Origin of the sequence: Alloalcanivorax balearicus MACL04, from assembly GCF_025532145.1 — a bacterium.
Lineage (GTDB): Bacteria > Pseudomonadota > Gammaproteobacteria > Pseudomonadales > Alcanivoracaceae > Alloalcanivorax > Alloalcanivorax balearicus.
The window spans coordinates 44,863-60,782 of the sequence record NZ_ARXS01000011.1 but is presented as its reverse complement, the minus strand read 5'-3'; the positions used below and the strand labels follow the sequence as shown (position 1 = coordinate 60,782).

Genomic DNA, 15,920 nt, shown 5'->3' with positions numbered 1-15,920 from the left:
GCGCGAAAGGTCAAGATTGGCCGTCGTCGGCAATGGCGACCAGCCAACGCCTGACGACCTTTTCCTCTTCGGCGCCGAGCCCTTTCATCAAAGCCTGTTCTACCTTATTCACCTTGGCTCTGCACTGTTTCAAAAGCCGCCGGCCTGATTCACTGGCTTCGATTCTCTGAATACGCCCATGTATCGGATGAGGCTGTCGCCGCACCAGACCACTCCGCTCAAGATTTTTGATGATCACGCTCACTGTCTGTGGAGTTAGCATGGCCAGCCGGGCCAGATCAGCGTTGGAAATCCCGGGATAGGCCTCCAGCATGGTAAGGGTCAGAAACTGGGGTAATGTGACCTCTTTGTCGGCAAGCGCTCTTTCCATTCTTAGTCTGTGGGCAGCGCTGGCCTGGCGTAGCAGATAGCCCAGGTACCCCTGCTCACCCCGCTTTCCTTCCCCGATATCGGGCACATCCGGCGATGCCTTGCGCATATTATCAGAACTCTTATATGATGTCAGAGCACTGATAATACACGGACCCTTTCTCTATCGCCAGCAGCAGGCGGCAGTGAAGGCAATGAATATGAAGGGAGATAACCCGATGCATCCGTCCTACACCCTGCACACCATGCAAGATGAGTCCGAGGTATCGCGGTGCTTTCCGCTTATGAAGCAGCTCAGACCCCATCTGTCCAGTCCAGCGGAATGGGTTTCCCGGTGGCGTACTCAGAGTGCGGAAGGCTACCGTTTGCTGGGGTTACAGCAGGAGGATCACTTCGTCGCCCTGGCCGGATATCGGGTCCAGAACAATCTGGTATACGGCCGATTTCTCTATGTGGATGACCTGGTTACCGATGAGCGGCACCGTAGCTGTGGGCTGGGCGAAAGATTAATGGCGGAAATAAAGTCGATAGGAGAAACGGAAGGTTGCGCAAAAGTGGTTCTGGACACGCCACTGAGCAATGTCCTGGGTCATCGCTTCTATTATCGTAACGGCCTGCTGGCTACCGCCCTGCGCTTCAATTTCATCTTGGAGAAGGCATCATGATCCGGATTCTGCATGTCTCGGCCAGCACCCGGGAGGCGTCATCCCGGAGCCGGATAGCCGCCGATATGGTATTGGCCAGGCTGCGTGAATCCCACCCGGATCAGAGTATCGTGGAGCGTGATCTGGCAGCCCGGCCGCTACCTCACCCGGATGTCGGCTTCGTGGAAGCCACCGCACTGCCGCCCAAAGCGCATACGGAACAGCATGCGCACAGCCTGGCGCTGTCGGAGAACCTGATTCGTGAGCTGGAGCTCTCGGATCTGTTACTGATCTCCACTCCCATGCATAACTTTACTGTACCTTCCGTACTCAAAGCCTGGGTTGATCACGTGGTACGTCCATACCGAACATTCCAGTTGAGTCCCGAGGGCAAGATCGGTCTGCTTCGTCCCCGGCCTGTCCTGGTGATCAGCGCCTGTGGTGGCGGATTTATGGATGACATGCCAGGAGAAACACCTCGAACAACGGGAAAACAGAAGGATTTCCTGACCTCATATTTGCGCTACGTTCTGGCGGTCATCGGTCTGACTCAAGTGCAGATATTGAGACTGGAGCATCAGAATGCACCCGGCGCCGGTGACATTACGGATGAAATCAACAACTGGGCGGATCAGGTTCTGGATCAGTTGGAACTCTGATCGCTTTCCGGTCATCCCTTATCGGAGTGCCCAAAAGGCAAGGCAGCGAACGTCCGCGATGACTTTCCGTCTTTCCCCACACACTTCGCTACCAGCTTGGCTTTTTCCCGGTCGCTGTCATCATGCCCCAGAGCCAGTTGATTTTATAGCGCTCCGAAGCCACCGACTGGAAGCCAGCTTCGCGCAACAGACCCTCGCATTCCGCACGGCGATAGGTTTTGAAATGAGCGGGATCCGACCACTTCAGATACCAGTCACACAGGCGGCAACTGAGGTAGTCATGGCACCAGTCGCTGATCACCAGCCATCCGCCTGGCCGCAGCACCCGAAACATCTCCGCCAGAGCGGCGTCAGGGTCACGGATATAATGAAACATGCTCAAGGAGACCACGACATCGAACTGTCCATCCTCGAACGGTAGTTGTTCCGCCCAGCCTTCCTTGAGGGTCACTTCCTCGCGCAAACGGTCTCGCGCCCGCGCCAGCATCTGCGGCACCGGATCGATACCAGACAGGAGTCGTGAGGGATGGCGTTCAGCCAACACCGCCAGCAGGGCACCGGTTCCGCATCCCACCTCCAAGACACGTTCTCCTGCATGCAGAGGCATCCGCGTCAGCGTCTCCTGGATGGTCCGGCGCAAATACCCGGACCAGCGTCGATCATAATCCGCGGCGAGACGGCCATAGGATTCCAGTACCGGCGGCTTGGATTTCATTTCGTTGCTCTTCTCACGGCAGGTTGCACGGCGGATCATCTTCCATCAAGGAATTCACAAGCAATTGCTGCGCCAAAAAGTCAATAGGAAAAGGCCACCTTGTCTTGTAAGCCTTTTACTCGAGAAATTCCGTTCTGGCTGATAGCCACCCTATGACAATTTTATTACTCTCGGCTTTGCTCTCGTACTTTATTAGGAGATCACGGATATGGAAATCCGACACGCACTGGAAGTTCTGCGGGATCTGGCGGAAGGCGTTGATCCAGTCACCGGGCAGCCCTTTCCGCAACACTCGCCTTATATTCACCCGGATATAACCCGGGCTCTGTTCACCTGTATTCAAGACATTCGCTACCGGCGCGCCTCCGCCGTCACCCTGAGAGACAACCAGGCGGCGGTGCCCGTGGTCAAGGGGCCTTATTACCTGAACCGTCCCTGGACGCCGGAACAGAGCCGGCAATTGCGGGATGCTTTCCTGTCAGGGCTCTCAGTGGAAGCTCTGGCACTATGCTTCTCCCGTTGCCCACCAATGGTCAGGAGCGAGCTGCAACGTCAGGGGCTGGTTCCCGGGGGGGACGATGAGAGCGCGACATCTTCCAGATGAACCTCGTACGGATCACCGTTGCCCGACAATCTCGGAACCGCCAGGCTCGCCCGGCAGCTTCCCACGGAAAGGCCCGCAATACGCTTACTCGCGGTCCGGCAAATGCATCAAGAGCACTTGAGCATCGTCATACGCGGTCAGCGCCGCTACCACTTCCGGCAGCGGATCGGGATAATAGCCGGGCAGATCCCGCTCACCCGGCAGATCAAGAGGGAACGCCAGGCGTTCCACTGGCGGCTCGAAGCGGGCATCGACTCCCGGCCGATTACCGCGGGCATCTATCCGATACCAGCCGTGCTCCGGCAGGAACACCGCGTTGAGTCCGTGCAGACAATACGGAGCTCCGTCGTCATTGAGGCTCAGACGCTGATAGCAAAAGGCCGCGGGCAAGCCATTCGCTCTCAACAGTGCCGCCAGCAAGTGGCTCTTGGCGTAACAGAAGCCGCTGCGTTCGCGCAGCACTTGCGAAGCTGAGCAGGTCACCGGGGAAAGCTGATAATCGATGGAATGCCGAATCTCATCGCGCACCCAGAGGAAACACCGCTGCGCTATCTCCGTGGGATTCTCCTCCTGACGCGACAACTCATCGGCCAAAGCCCGAACATCCGGGTGGTGCCAATCCACTACCTCGGTCGAAGCCAAAAACGTTTCCATACCCTTCCTATCTCTCCAAAATGAACATCACCCGTACGAACGAGAGCCCTATCAGTACGCCAGTTTTCCGTACAGCTGATCAAAGGGAATCTGAACTCGCCGCCGGTAAGCGGAACGCTCACTCAAACGCCGATACCAGTCGGATACTGCCGGATGGCGCGGCACCGGCAATCCCATTTCAAAGTAGCGATAAAGAGCGGTACCGGCGGGGATGTCGGCCAAAGACAGGGCAGCCCCTGCCAGATAAGGCCTGTTACTGAGTTCACGATCAAGCAGCTCGAAGTGCGCATCACAGGCCGCCAACGAGGATTCGATCGCGGCATTGTTCCGCTGCGTTTCGGGGGTCCGGTAGAATTTCCAGAACAACGCCATAAAGTCGGGCTGCAACGCGGTTTGTGCCCAGTCCATCCAACCATCACGGCAGGCGCGCTCAGCCAGTGATGAAGGCCACCAGAACTCCCCTCCATAGCGTGCAGCCAGATAGCGGAGAATCGCATGGGACTCCCAAATCACTGTCTTACCATCACGCAGCACCGGCACTCGCCCGTGAGGATTCATGGCTAGGAATTCAGGATCTTCCAAACCACCGTGGTCGCCGCCCAGGCTGATGTGCCGGTGCTCCAGCTCCAACTCATCCAGCAACCAGAGCACCTTCTGAACATTAAAAGCGCTATCGCGCCCCCATAGCGTCAGTACTTCAGTGGACGTTCCGAAGTTATAACCAACGGCCACAATCGGTCTCCCGAACGATACAGGCATACTGTTCTTCGGTGATGATATCGGCATCGGAAAGCCAATCCAGTATTGCTTCCAATGCTTCCAGCTCTTCATGGTTGCCACAGTGCAGGCTCATGAGGCGGCATGATCGCTCCAGCACAGCCACGTATTCCTCATCCGTTAATGCACCCCGCCAGTCGGCCACTGTTTTTGCCAAGGTCCATTTCGCCTCCACGGCGTTATCTTCCCTGTTTAATTGGCGTTCGACAGCCGAAATCAGGTTATTGGCCTCCACGTACACGTTTTTATTTCCCACCATGTCAGCCCGCTCTTTCGACAACATGCTGGCCCACGCCAATCATGGCCCCCAAAATCAGCAGGCATAAAGCATATAGCCCCACCTTGCGGCCTTGCGCCTTACCTTCTTCAGACACGGAGGGAGGCGGCTCAGTCTTGTTACCGAAGATACGGACCAATAACCGATATGGAAGCAAGAGAATCGCGGCCACGCCCGCTTCCATCAATCCAGCCAGCGTCGCCAGGACCAGGAATCCTATCAGGACTTTTATACCGCCCATCAGAGCGAGGGTCGCTAACAGATACCCGACTGCCAGAAACAACAAGCCGACCGCGAACAGCGCCAAAAAGCCGGCCCCGTCCATTATTTTCTCGAAGAGCATTTTCATCCCTGATCACCTCTTTCACCGCCTGTTTGAAGGCGCGGCGCCGGCAGCGTGGAAGACTTCCGGACAGGGTATCAGCATTCGACTTGAATTCCAGGGTAACCGCTAGTTCACCACCAGTTTCCCTTTCATCATCGTCCAGTGACCGGGAAAGCTGCAGAAGAAAGTATAGTCCTCCCCCGCTTGCAGACCACTCCCCGGAATCGTCAGCGAGGTGGATTGACCACCGCCAATCATGTCACTGGCTCCGATGACGCGGTCATCGTCGGACGGCACATATCCGCTCTCCGGCCCGGCCTTCATTCCAGCCTTGGCCACGTCCTTGAAGTCCCCAGTCAACGTCACCACCACATTGTGCCCCATGACGTTCGCGCCGAGCTTGCCACTGTGCACCAATTCAATGGTCACGGCTTCACATTGGGAGGATACCGTAAGCTGGGGTTGGTCAAAGCGCATATTGTCGTCGCCATGCAAGGTAACCTGGCAGTTATCGGCGGCCAGTGCCAGAGAGGACAGGCCCCAGATCAGCATACCGACAATAGCGTAACAGGCAGTGTTCATCGGTGATCTCCTTGAGCTTTAGAGTGATGGGATGCCGTGACCGCCTCGACCTCACGGACGAAGGCCGGATCCGGGGCGCCGGCCATTTTCTCGGTACGCGCCACGATGCGGCCGTCGGCATCCAGCAGCAGCCAGGCATTGGTGTGATCGAAGCCGCCGTCGTCACGTTGACGGAAACGGATATCCAGCAACGCGGCTATGGTTCGTTCCTGATGATCCCGAGGCCGCAGAAAAGTGGCCCGTCCGGGCGTCAGCCGATATCGGGCCATGGTTTCCGTCAGTACGTCGGGAGTGTCATGGTCCGGGTCCATGGAAATGATCAGTAGACGGGGAACCGCCGAACCCTCTTCCAGGAGCCGCTGTTGCACGCTCATTCCCTGGTGAATGATCAGCGGACAGCTCATGCGGCAGCGGGTATAGACCATCGAAACCAGACGGGGCTGGCCACGCAGGTCCCGCCACTGCAGCGTCTCCCCTTTTTCATTCTGCACCGTGGCGGACAGCGCGTAGACGGAGTCGCCGGGCAGACTTTGCTCACCACGCACCGCCTGAGGTATCAGCATCGTCAACACCAGCAAGGGCAACAGCACACTCAGGCAATCCCAGGGCCTGCTCACAGCAGGACGGGATTGAGTATTTTCTTCACGATTCGCTTTCATGGTAGCTCCTTGGCACAACGAAAGCCGAGATTGGATAAGGTGGTACGAGCAGACAACGCCGACAGCAAGGCCACTCGCTTGATCACCGCATAATCACGGCGATCGCTGAAGGCCAGCGCACTGCCACCGCAGTACCGCAGCGGGTTCTCGGTATCGACGTTGCGGCTATCAGCGGCGGCCATCATGCTGGCGTGGTCCCAGGGCCATTCCCAGACCAGCCCATGAAGGTCATGCACTCCATACACATTTGGCATGCTCTCTCCAGCGTCGCGGTAAGCGCCGGGGGTACCCAAGGTCAGGATCCGGCGGCGACGATCGGCATCATCACGAGCATCCGTCTGGCGGGCATCGGCGGCGGCGGCGAATTCCCACTCCAGCCAGGCCGGCAACCGCGCGCCCCGGGCACGGCAGTAGGCATCCGCCGCGAACCAGCTCACCCGTGTCACCGGGAAATTCAGAGTGCCGGGGCGCGGAGCCAGCGGCCTGTCCCAGTGAGACAGGTAGCCGGCGTCAGCGAACAGTCTGGGAATCCGGTCCCGACGCCATTGTGGATACGCTTGGACAAAAGCCAGAAACTCCGCTTCGCGCACTGGCCGTGACATCAGTTGATAGCCTTCGACGACGACCTCCCCGCCGTTGTCACCAAACCGTAAGCTGGAGTGGAAGGGGCCGCCGGGCAACGGAACGTACTCATTCGCCAGCACCACCGTGCTCAGTAAACACAGCAACGGAATCCAGCTCCCCTTCCCTTTCATCCTCTATCTCCCACCCTCGGCTTCGGGGTATTCCCCACTGAACTGCTGGCCGGTGTAGATCTCCGGTTTCATTTCTCCGTCCACACTGAGAATGCCCAATGCACCTTTGTTGAAAGTACGGAAGATACTGTGATCAACCAGGATGAAGTTACCCGGGACATCGGTGGTGAACTCGACCATGGTCGCCCCCCCGGCCGGAATCAGCGTGGTTTGTACATTTTCCTGATACTTGCTGCCCCCTTCGTAGAAGACGCGATCGAAGATCTCACCAATTACGTGGAAACTGGATACCAGATTGGGGCCACCGTTGCCGACAAACAGACGGACCTTGTCACCGGCATTGGCAGTGAGCGCTCCGTCTCCGGTCAAGGCCCCTTCACTGCCATTGAAGACCACGTAGGTGGGGTGCTCGTCCACCGCCTTTTCCAGGCTGAATGGCTGCAGCCCCGGTTCGCCATGGTCGCCCTCGGTGTAGAAGTCGCCTTGCATGACGTAGTACTCACGATCCACCGGCGGCAATCCCTCTTCCGGCTCCACCAGAATCAGGCCGTACATGCCGTTGGCGATATGCATTCCCACCGGCGCCATGGCGCAGTGATAGACGTACAGACCGGGGTTCAGGGCTTTGAAGGTGAACTGCGTTTTATGGCCCGGCAGGGTGAAGGTGGCTTCCGCGCCACCGCCGGTTCCGGTGACCGCGTGCAGATCAATGTTGTGCGCCACATGGGAGTCATGGCGATTCTTGAGGTTGAACTCCACGGTGTCACCTTCACGGATCCGGATGAAGCTGCCGGGCACCGTGCCACCGAAAGTCCAGAACTCGTAAGTGACGCCATCGGAGAGGCGCATTTCCTGTTCCACCATTTCCAGGTCCACCACCACCTTGGCGGGCCCTTTTCGGGAAATCGGCGGTGGCACCACAGGCGGCGCCGTTAGTTGCGCCTGCTCCACCGGAAGCGGCGCTTCGGACGCCGTCTTGCCGGTTGTGCATCCACTCAAGAGAAGTGCCAGAGCGATCCCCCCGGCGAGCTGCTTCAGTACGGTATGTGATGTTACTCCAGACTTCATGGCCGACCCTCTCTTTGACTATCGGGCTCTCCGTCGCGGTCTGGATTAAATATGCATTTAAAATGAATCTTTATGTTTTGATCGGTATCAATGGGCGAACCGCCCCAACACCTGGCGATGACAAACCGGATTGATCAGTGATCTGGATCAATAACGCCGGGTGTCCCCACGTGCCTGGCGCCGCAACGCTTGCGGGGGATGCCCGAAACGACGAACGAAGGCGCGGCGCATGCGTTCCGGATCATTGAACCCGAACATAATGGCAATCCGCTCAATGGGCTCGTGGCCGGCTTCCACTCGATGCCGGGCCGCTTCCACCCGCAGCCGTTCCACCGCCCGCGCCGGGGTCTCCCCGGTTTCGGCACGGAACAAACGGCTGAACTGGCGCGTTCCCAAACAAGCCGCCTCGGCCAGACGTTCCACCGGCAAAGGTTCATGCAGATGGGCACGGGCAAAGTCCAGCGCCATGCGAACGCGATCGGATTCAGGCTCCAGCGCCAGTGCCTCGGAAAACTGCGACTGATCGCCGGAGCGCCGTTGCTGTACCACCAGCTCCCGGGCGGCGGCTCGCGACAATTCCAGCCCCAGATCCTGCTCGATCATGGCCAGCGCCAGATCGATACCGGCGGTGATGCCGGCGGAAGTCCAGATATGACCATCACGGATATAGATGCGATCACCCTCCACCTTCAACGCCGGATAGCGCCGTTGCAGTTGAGCGGCATAACGCCAATGCGTGGTCACGCGGCGCCCGTCCAAAAGTCCCACCGCCGCCAGGATCACCGCACCGGTACAGACGCTGGCGATCCGGTTGGCCCGCCGTGCCAGACGCCGGACAGTGTCCCGTTCTTCACGCTGTTCGGCCAACCGGTGAGCCCCCCGGCCACCAACCACGATCAGAGTATCCACCATCGCACGACCGGGTTTGAGGGTGTCTATGGAGATACCGGCGGTGCTGCGCACGTTGCCGCCCTGGCGGGAAAGCACGCGCAAATCGTAGGCCTGCTCCGGCGCCAGTTGGTCCAGCCTCTGAAAGGCCGCCAACGGACCGCTGAGATCCAGCAACTGGAAGTCGGGAAACACATAGAAGGCAATTCGATGCATGGCGCAAATCGAGGGAAACTGGTCATTGGCGCCATCACCTTGCTCCCCTAATCTGAGAGCGTCAAGCAGGAGACCCACCATGACGCAAACTCTGAATATCGTGTTCGCCGTTTACGATGATGTCACCCATCTGGATTTCACCGGTCCGCATATGTTTTTCGCACGGCTGCCAGGTGCCCGGCTCCAGGTGGCTTCTCTGCACGGTGATCCGGTGCACGCCGACGGTCTGGTATTCGCCGAGCTGGCGGCACTCACCGATATCCCCCACTGTGATGTGCTGTGTGTACCCGGCGGCCTGGGCTGCGTGGCGGTGATGGAGGACCCGGCCTATCTGTTGGAACTCAAACGGTTGGCCGCCAGTGCCCGTTATCTGACCTCGGTGTGCACCGGCTCCCTGATTCTCGGCGCCGCCGGCCTGCTGGAAGGCAAGCGGGCCGCCTGCCATTGGGCCTGGCGGGATATGCTCGGTGAACTCGGCGCCATCGCGGATCCGGAACGGGTGGTGCGCGACGGCAATCTGATCACCGGCGGCGGGGTGACCGCGGGTATTGATTTCGCGCTTACCGTGATCGAGGAACTGGCCGGCGCCGACGTCGCCCAGTCCATTCAACTCGGATTGGAATACGCGCCACAGCCCCCCTTCAACGCGGGCCGTCCGGAAACCGCGCCAGCGCCGATACTGGATAAAGTGAATGACGCCATGGCCGCCGCCATGCCGGCGCGCTGGGAAGCCACCCGCCGGGCGGCGCGGCGTCTGTCGCAAGACAAGTGAGGCGACCGCTCAGTCCGGGCGATGCCGTGGGCGGTCCGGACGGTAATGGGATGGCGGCTGGCCGAGCCGCCGCCGGAACATGGTGGAGAACGACGCCGGGCTGTCGTAGCCATATTCAAGGGCAATACGGGTGATCGATTCTCCGGCCGTCAAACGCTCCAGCGCCAGCACCACGCAGGCCTGTTGTTTCCAACGCAGAAACGACAGGCCTGTTTGCTGTTTGAATAAGCGGCTGAAGGTGCGTTCGCTCATGGCCAGACGCGGCAGCCAGTGTTCGATGCGGGCGTGAATGTCCGGCTCATCCAGGAACGCGCGGCAGACTGTCTGCAAGCGCTCATCCTCGGGCAATGGAATATGGAACGGCAAAGACGACAGCCCCGCCAGCTCATGGAAAACCAGCCCCACCAAGATGCCATCCCTGCCATCGAGGTCATACAACAAAGGTAACTGTACCGCTTCCGCCAGCAGCTGACGCAACAACGGCGACACTTTCACCACCTGGCACACCGGCGGAGGCCTGATCACCGCACTCGGCTCCAGATAAAGGCTGTGCGTGCTCACCCCCAGCATGCGCACCTGATGTGCTTCTTGGGCCGGAATCCAGACCGCCTGTCCGGGCGGCACAACCCAGTTCCCCGCCCGTGTGGCAACGTGCATCACCCCCGTAGCGCCGTAGAGCAATTGCACTCGGCGATGACAGTGCCAGGGCAACACCTGCCCATCGGCATAATCGGTGCGGATCGCCACCAAGGGACGCGGCGTATCGTCAATGTCGTCGATAGGGATATTTCGCATCGCCCTCTTCCAAGTCCCTGTGTGCCCATCCTGCCTCACCCTGGCCGAAACACGATCAGGGTTGGCCGGATCGATGATACCGGCTCGGCGGCAGCGACGTATGCTTTCGACTCCGAAAACAATCCAGGCACAATGGGACCCGACTATCATGGACTACATTATCGTCATTGCCGTGGCCGGCTTCGCCACCGGCATCACCACTTTGCTGTTCGGCTTCGGCGGCGGCTTCGTGGTGGTCCCCTTCGTCTATCATTTCGTCAACGCCACCAGCGTTGGCGGCGGCAATGGCATGCGCGTGGCCGTCGCCACGTCCACGGCGGTGATGATCCTGAACGCCGGCTATGCCACTTACACCAATTGGCGCCGGGGATATCTGCTTAGAGAGGCCCTGACCCCACTCCTTCTTCCCATCGGCATGGGCGCCGTGCTGGGTGCCGGCCTGGCCGATCTTCTCGACGATTCGATATTACGCATACTGTTCAGTGTTTATCTGGCGGGGACGCTGCTGGATGGCCTGCTGCGCAAGGGGTTCCTGGGTAAATCCAAGCCCCGCCGGATAGGCCTCACGACCCGCTGGGTCGGCGGCCCGCTGATCGGCGCCATCTCCACGCTGCTTGGCGTTGGCGGTAGTGTCATGACGGTTCCGCTGTTACGCCGGCATGGCCATGACATGAAGTACTGCGTCAGCACCGCCAACCCGTTATCAATGCCGGTGGCCATGGTCGGCACGGTGATGTACGCGTGGCTGGGACAAGACCAGTCGCTTGGTGCGGAATATCTGGGATACGTCAACACCAGGATTCTCGGTGTCCTGGTAATCGCGGGCGTCGCCGGAATGCTGTTCGCGAGACACTGCATCCCGGCGATTAATGACCAACTGCACGCCCGGGCCTACCTGCTGCTTCTACTGCTGATGCTGATCGTCAGTCTGTGGCCGTAACCCGTGAACACTACTGCCATTGTCCTTTTTCCGGAGGCGCGGGCCGGAGCAGTTTCTGCAGCTGTTCGAGCAGATCCCGTTGCCGCTGCGAAGGATTTCCTTCCAACTGGATGATCCGCTCCACCAGATCCAGTGCCGACTCGGCCTGCTCCGGTGAAAACCGGTCAAGACAGGGCCGCACCACCGCCGCCAGGTTATCCCGGATTTCTTCGCCCTTACCAAACAAATGCACGCAAGCGGTCAACAGATCCGAGGCCTCGGCCTCGGACAGGTGGAAGGTCTCCCGGAACAGCGTCAACAGGGTTCGCTTTTCCTCGCCGCTCATGTCGCCATCCAGTTTGGCGGCGGCGGTCATTAACAGCGCCGTCACTTCCAGGGGGCTTTCCAGAGCATAAATCGGGTTGCCCTGGCTGCGGCTGCGCCACTGGCGACGACGGCGCCAGGCCCAGGGATTCAGTCCACCCAGATCGATCCCCATCTCCGCCAGTCGATAAAGCAGCCACAGAATCGTGACCAGTGTCCCCAGTAAACCCAGTACGATATGCATGCCCGTACCTCCCTGTCTCCATGATGTCATCGGCGTCACGATTATAGCGGCGTTTTGCTCATCAGGCTCAGCTGAATCCCACCACATCATGGGGAATGTACGCCTGCTCCAAGGCGGCGATCTCTTCCCCGGACAGCTCCAGGGACAAGGCATTGACCGCATCGTCCAGTTGCGCCGGTTTACTGGCACCGACAATCGGCGCGGTCACCGGAGACTGATGCAGCAGCCAGGCCAGCGCCACCTGCGCACGCGGTACGCCGCGGGCGATGGCCACCTCGCCCACTGCCTCGATCACGCGGCGGTCCGCTTCCGCCATTTGCACGTAGAGCCCCTTGCCAAACTCATCGGTACGCTGCCGATCGCTGTCCTGATCCGGCTCGCGCGCCAGACGCCCTCGTGCCAGCGGGCTCCACGGCAGCACGCCGATGCCCTGGTCGGCGCAGAACGGCAGCATCTCCCGCTCTTCCTCCCGGTACAGAAGGTTTAAATGGTTCTGCATGCTGACGAACTCAGTCCAGCCGTTCTGACGCGAGGTAAACACCGCCTTGGCGAACTGCCAGACGTACATGGACGACGCGCCGATGTAGCGGGCTTTGCCGGCTTTCACCACATCGTGCAGCGCTTCCAGGGTTTCCTCGATGGGGGTGCGATAATCCCAGCGATGAATCTGATACAGGTCCACATAATCGGTGCCCAAGCGTCTCAGGCTGTTATCGATTTCCCGCATGATCGCCTTGCGGGACAAGCCGCCACCATTGGCATCGCCGGACATCGGCATGAACACTTTCGTGGCCAGCACGATCTCATCCCGGCGGGCGAAATCACGAATGGCGCGCCCGACGATTTCCTCCGAGGTACCGTCGGAATAGGCGTTGGCGGTATCGAGAAAATTGATCCCGGCCTCCAGCGCCTGGCGAATCAGCGGCCGACTGCGCTCCTCATCCAGGGTCCAGGCATGCTTGCCGCGATCGGGAATGCCGTAGGTCATGCATCCCAGACAAAGCCGGGATACCTTCAGGCCGGTACGGCCCAGTCGAGTGTATTTCATATCCGCTCTCCCCGTTTTGCCACGGCCATTCGCTGTCCTCCGGAAGAGACGAATGGCCGTGGCCAATGCGATTTTCGCACTGTATACCCAAACGCGGAAACAGACACCTCCGCTGGCGCTAGCGGGACTCCATCTCCGCTTGCCGCTGATCCGGTTCAATCAGCCCCTGGCGAAGCAATTCGGACAAGATCGCTCCTCGGGTGCGCTCGAAGCGGCCGGTCAGATCCGCGATGCTCGCGCCATCACCAAACTGACTCGCCAGCTCTTGCCGCAACGTCTCTGTCCACGGCAGCCCGGCATTTCTGGGGCGGCCGAGTTTAATGTTCTCCTTTTGCCGATCCTCCAGACTCAGCGGCGCCCGCTTGGGCATCCGCACAGCTTTCAGCAGCGTAAACAGGGAACGAATAACGGCAGGTTCATTGTACAAATGCTCTTCCGGCAGAACTTCACCGGTTACCGGATGCACACCATTGGCCAGGGCTGAGACAACCCGCCGGGCTTCTTCAATATCCATATCGAAGCACTCCTTTTTGTGTATAGATAGTTATGTATAGATAGTTGTGTATGGACTTCCTTGGAGTCTATTCGTAGACAACGGGCCGGCTCCCCATCAATTTGCCAGCCCGCTTCAAGTATCCCCGGGTACTCATGGCCTGGCTGTGACGGGGTTCATGGGAATGATTGACTCCGCGGGAGGGCTACGGCATTCTCAGTCAAATTGTTACCGAAAAATTCATCAAAAGAACAATCATGAAACAAAGTGCCCGGTGCGACCTGTATGACCGCGCGCTCGCCGCCCTGACCGGAGAGCGTCCCGAAGGCAATGAGCAGGCCAGTTCGGTCCCGGTTTCCCGCTATCTGTCCGAGCCCCATTTCGAACAGGAGAGGGACCTGTTTCTTCGCCGCCCGATTCCGGTGGCGGCCGCATCCGAGCTGACGACGGCCGGTGACTGGTTGTCCCTGGATTGCTATGACACCCCGTTGTTGCTGGTACGCCAATCCGACGGTACGGTGCGAGCCTTCCTCAACGTTTGCCGTCACCGTGGCGCGCGCGTGGTGCCCGCCGGGCGCGGTCATGGTGCTCGGGCTTTCGTTTGCCCTTATCACGCCTGGACCTACAAGCCGGACGGCGACCTCAAAGGACTGCCGCAGGAATTTGGTTTTCCCTGCCTGGACCGGTCTCGTTCGGGGCTGCGCCGGCTGGCGGTGAGCGAACGCGCCGGCATGATCTGGCTGATTCTGGATCCGGATCAGGCCGATCAGGATATCGAGCCGCACCTCGATCCCTTAATGGCGGAACTGGAAACTCTGGACCTGGCGCATCCCCAGGGCTTCGCCTCCCGTTCCTACCTGGTGAAGGCAAACTGGAAATTGCTGGTGGACGGCTCCTTCGAGGCATATCACTTCAAGATCGCCCACCGCGACACCATCGCCCACATGTTCACCGACAACCTCCAGATCATCGACGAGTTCGACCTGAACCGGCGCCTGTTCCTGCTCAAGGCCAACTTCGATCCCACATCGCCGCCACCTCGCGACCGGTTCCAGCCACGGGATTATGGCAACATCATCTACTATTTCTTTCCCAACACCACCTTCCTGGTGCAACCGGACCACACCCAGTTCAGTACCCTCGAACCGCTGGCTCCCGGTCTGACCCGGGTTCACGAGACCACGCTTGTGCCGCATGCCCCGGACAGCGACAAAGCTCGGAGCTACTGGCAGGCCAACGTGGATCTGTACCGCCGCACCCTGGCGGAAGACTACGACCTGGCCGAGTCGATCCAGAGCGGGCTCGCCAGCGGCGCCAATGAAGCGCTGACGTTCGGTACCTTCGAATACAGCGCTCCGCGCTTTCACCACCAGCTGCAACAGCTTCTCGAACAGCGTTAACCACACGTAGTAGCGGTGTAATACCCCTCCGGCACCGGCCCCTGCTAACTTTTCCTGACCTTGCCGGACTTTTCCTGAGTCCATACCAACAACAGCGGGAGGCCGATATGGGCGCCAAAACGATTCTGATGATTACCGGTGATTTTACCGAGGACTATGAAACCATGGTGCCGTTCCAGGCGCTACAGGCCGTCGGACATACCGTCCATGCGGTATGCCCGGACAAGAAGGCGGGCGACACCGTGGCCACCGCCATCCACGATTTCGAAGGGGATCAGACTTACACCGAGAAGCCGGGGCATCGATTTGCCCTGAACGCCGACTTCGACGGTATCGATCCCGCCCGCTACGACGCCCTGGTGGTGCCCGGTGGCCGGGCGCCGGAATATCTGCGCCTGAACACTGAGGTGCAAAACCTGGTACGGCACTTTTTTGACACCAACAAGCCGGTGGCCGCCATCTGCCATGGCGCGCAACTGCTCGCCGCCGCCGGGGTGCTGGAAGGCCGCACCTGCTCCGCCTACCCGGCTTGCCAGCCGGAGGTGGAATTGGCCGGAGGCACCTATGCCGGCATCGACGTTGACGATGCGGTAACCGATGGTAATCTGGTGACAGCACCGGCTTGGCCGGCCCACCCGGCCTGGCTGGCCCAGTTCTTCAAGCTGCTCAATCAATAACCGGGCCAGTGCGGGTGCCCCTGCCCTAATAGCGGGTTCGGGGGCGCCCGAAGGAC

The 15,920-nt window shown here is 59.7% G+C and carries 22 protein-coding genes; 7 read left to right on the top strand and 15 right to left on the bottom strand.

What is annotated here, in order from left to right; genetic code table 11:
• Positions 1–10: 10 nt before the first annotated feature.
• The gene (locus MA04_RS11090) at positions 11–478 is read right to left on the bottom strand and encodes a MarR family winged helix-turn-helix transcriptional regulator (RefSeq protein WP_014993691.1); all 468 of its coding nucleotides are present in this window, start codon (positions 476–478) and stop codon (positions 11–13) included.
• A gap of 109 nt (positions 479–587) precedes the next feature.
• Between MA04_RS11090 and MA04_RS11085 the strand changes: the two genes are divergently transcribed.
• Together MA04_RS11085 and MA04_RS11080 are read left to right on the top strand one after the other, a co-directional pair.
• Complete coding sequence (locus MA04_RS11085; protein ID WP_262460464.1) at positions 588–1,034, top strand: GNAT family N-acetyltransferase; 447 nt, start codon at positions 588–590, stop codon at positions 1,032–1,034.
• Entirely contained in the window at positions 1,031–1,672 is a 642-nt protein-coding gene (locus MA04_RS11080) for an FMN-dependent NADH-azoreductase (RefSeq protein ID WP_262460463.1), read from the top strand. Before MA04_RS11085 ends, MA04_RS11080 begins: the two co-directional genes overlap by 4 nt.
• A gap of 88 nt (positions 1,673–1,760) precedes the next feature.
• On the opposite strand, the gene MA04_RS11075 is transcribed toward MA04_RS11080, so the two are convergent.
• On the bottom strand, positions 1,761–2,387 hold the full coding sequence (locus tag MA04_RS11075) for a class I SAM-dependent methyltransferase (RefSeq protein WP_262460462.1): 627 nt from the start codon (positions 2,385–2,387) through the stop codon (positions 1,761–1,763).
• A 208-nt stretch (positions 2,388–2,595) separates the two neighbouring features.
• Here MA04_RS11075 and MA04_RS11070 point away from each other — a divergent pair, with 208 nt between their 5' ends.
• Positions 2,596–2,991 carry a hypothetical protein gene (locus MA04_RS11070; protein WP_262460461.1) on the top strand — a complete coding sequence of 132 codons (396 nt, stop codon included), beginning with the start codon at positions 2,596–2,598 and terminating at the stop codon, positions 2,989–2,991.
• Positions 2,992–3,075: 84 nt separating this feature from the next.
• Here the strand turns inward: MA04_RS11070 and MA04_RS11065 are convergent, their stop codons facing one another.
• The 9 genes from MA04_RS11065 to MA04_RS11025 form a co-directional block, all read right to left on the bottom strand.
• Positions 3,076–3,645, bottom strand: a complete 570-nt coding sequence (locus MA04_RS11065; protein WP_163126510.1) for a transglutaminase-like domain-containing protein — start codon at positions 3,643–3,645, stop codon at positions 3,076–3,078.
• Between the two features lie 51 nt (positions 3,646–3,696).
• A complete protein-coding gene (locus MA04_RS11060; RefSeq protein WP_262460459.1) occupies positions 3,697–4,377 on the bottom strand; it encodes a glutathione S-transferase family protein in 681 nt (226 codons plus the stop codon).
• A complete protein-coding gene (locus tag MA04_RS11055) occupies positions 4,361–4,681 on the bottom strand; it encodes a hypothetical protein (RefSeq protein WP_262460457.1) in 321 nt (106 codons plus the stop codon). The genes MA04_RS11060 and MA04_RS11055 overlap by 17 nt, the downstream gene beginning before the upstream one ends.
• 1 nt (position 4,682) lies before the next feature.
• A complete protein-coding gene (locus MA04_RS11050; RefSeq protein WP_262460456.1) occupies positions 4,683–5,048 on the bottom strand; it encodes a hypothetical protein in 366 nt (121 codons plus the stop codon).
• A 102-nt stretch (positions 5,049–5,150) separates the two neighbouring features.
• Complete coding sequence (gene azu / locus MA04_RS11045; RefSeq protein ID WP_262460455.1) at positions 5,151–5,606, bottom strand: azurin; 456 nt, start codon at positions 5,604–5,606, stop codon at positions 5,151–5,153.
• A complete protein-coding gene (locus MA04_RS11040) occupies positions 5,603–6,265 on the bottom strand; it encodes an SCO family protein (RefSeq protein WP_262460454.1) in 663 nt (220 codons plus the stop codon). The genes azu and MA04_RS11040 overlap by 4 nt, the downstream gene beginning before the upstream one ends.
• On the bottom strand, positions 6,262–7,020 hold the full coding sequence (locus MA04_RS11035; protein WP_262460453.1) for a formylglycine-generating enzyme family protein: 759 nt from the start codon (positions 7,018–7,020) through the stop codon (positions 6,262–6,264). The genes MA04_RS11040 and MA04_RS11035 overlap by 4 nt, the downstream gene beginning before the upstream one ends.
• 3 nt (positions 7,021–7,023) lie before the next feature.
• A complete protein-coding gene (nirK, locus tag MA04_RS11030) occupies positions 7,024–8,019 on the bottom strand; it encodes a copper-containing nitrite reductase (protein WP_262460452.1) in 996 nt (331 codons plus the stop codon).
• Positions 8,020–8,235: 216 nt separating this feature from the next.
• Positions 8,236–9,273: a GlxA family transcriptional regulator gene (locus MA04_RS11025; RefSeq protein ID WP_262460451.1), complete on the bottom strand. Its 1,038-nt coding sequence runs from the start codon at positions 9,271–9,273 to the stop codon at positions 8,236–8,238.
• Here MA04_RS11025 and MA04_RS11020 point away from each other — a divergent pair.
• Positions 9,272–9,964, top strand: a complete 693-nt coding sequence (locus tag MA04_RS11020) for a DJ-1/PfpI family protein (protein WP_262460450.1) — start codon at positions 9,272–9,274, stop codon at positions 9,962–9,964. The genes MA04_RS11025 and MA04_RS11020 overlap by 2 nt on opposite strands.
• Before the next feature lie 9 nt (positions 9,965–9,973).
• On the opposite strand, the gene MA04_RS11015 is transcribed toward MA04_RS11020, so the two are convergent.
• Positions 9,974–10,759, bottom strand: coding sequence for an AraC family transcriptional regulator (locus MA04_RS11015; RefSeq protein WP_262460449.1), 786 nt, complete (start codon positions 10,757–10,759; stop codon positions 9,974–9,976).
• Positions 10,760–10,907: 148 nt separating this feature from the next.
• Here MA04_RS11015 and MA04_RS11010 point away from each other — a divergent pair, with 148 nt between their 5' ends.
• On the top strand, positions 10,908–11,699 hold the full coding sequence (locus MA04_RS11010) for a sulfite exporter TauE/SafE family protein (protein WP_163126503.1): 792 nt from the start codon (positions 10,908–10,910) through the stop codon (positions 11,697–11,699).
• A gap of 10 nt (positions 11,700–11,709) precedes the next feature.
• On the opposite strand, the gene MA04_RS11005 is transcribed toward MA04_RS11010, so the two are convergent.
• The 3 genes from MA04_RS11005 to MA04_RS10995 form a co-directional block, all read right to left on the bottom strand.
• Positions 11,710–12,246, bottom strand: coding sequence for a tellurite resistance TerB family protein (locus MA04_RS11005; RefSeq protein WP_163126502.1), 537 nt, complete (start codon positions 12,244–12,246; stop codon positions 11,710–11,712).
• Positions 12,247–12,313: 67 nt separating this feature from the next.
• Complete coding sequence (locus tag MA04_RS11000) at positions 12,314–13,294, bottom strand: aldo/keto reductase (RefSeq protein ID WP_262460446.1); 981 nt, start codon at positions 13,292–13,294, stop codon at positions 12,314–12,316.
• A 118-nt stretch (positions 13,295–13,412) separates the two neighbouring features.
• The gene (locus tag MA04_RS10995) at positions 13,413–13,808 is read right to left on the bottom strand and encodes a hypothetical protein (protein ID WP_063141808.1); all 396 of its coding nucleotides are present in this window, start codon (positions 13,806–13,808) and stop codon (positions 13,413–13,415) included.
• Positions 13,809–14,044: 236 nt separating this feature from the next.
• Between MA04_RS10995 and MA04_RS10990 the strand changes: the two genes are divergently transcribed.
• Together MA04_RS10990 and MA04_RS10985 are read left to right on the top strand one after the other, a co-directional pair.
• Positions 14,045–15,187: an aromatic ring-hydroxylating oxygenase subunit alpha gene (locus MA04_RS10990; protein ID WP_262460444.1), complete on the top strand. Its 1,143-nt coding sequence runs from the start codon at positions 14,045–14,047 to the stop codon at positions 15,185–15,187.
• A gap of 107 nt (positions 15,188–15,294) precedes the next feature.
• Complete coding sequence (locus MA04_RS10985) at positions 15,295–15,864, top strand: DJ-1/PfpI family protein (protein ID WP_262460442.1); 570 nt, start codon at positions 15,295–15,297, stop codon at positions 15,862–15,864.
• The last annotated feature ends 56 nt before the right edge of the window (positions 15,865–15,920 follow it).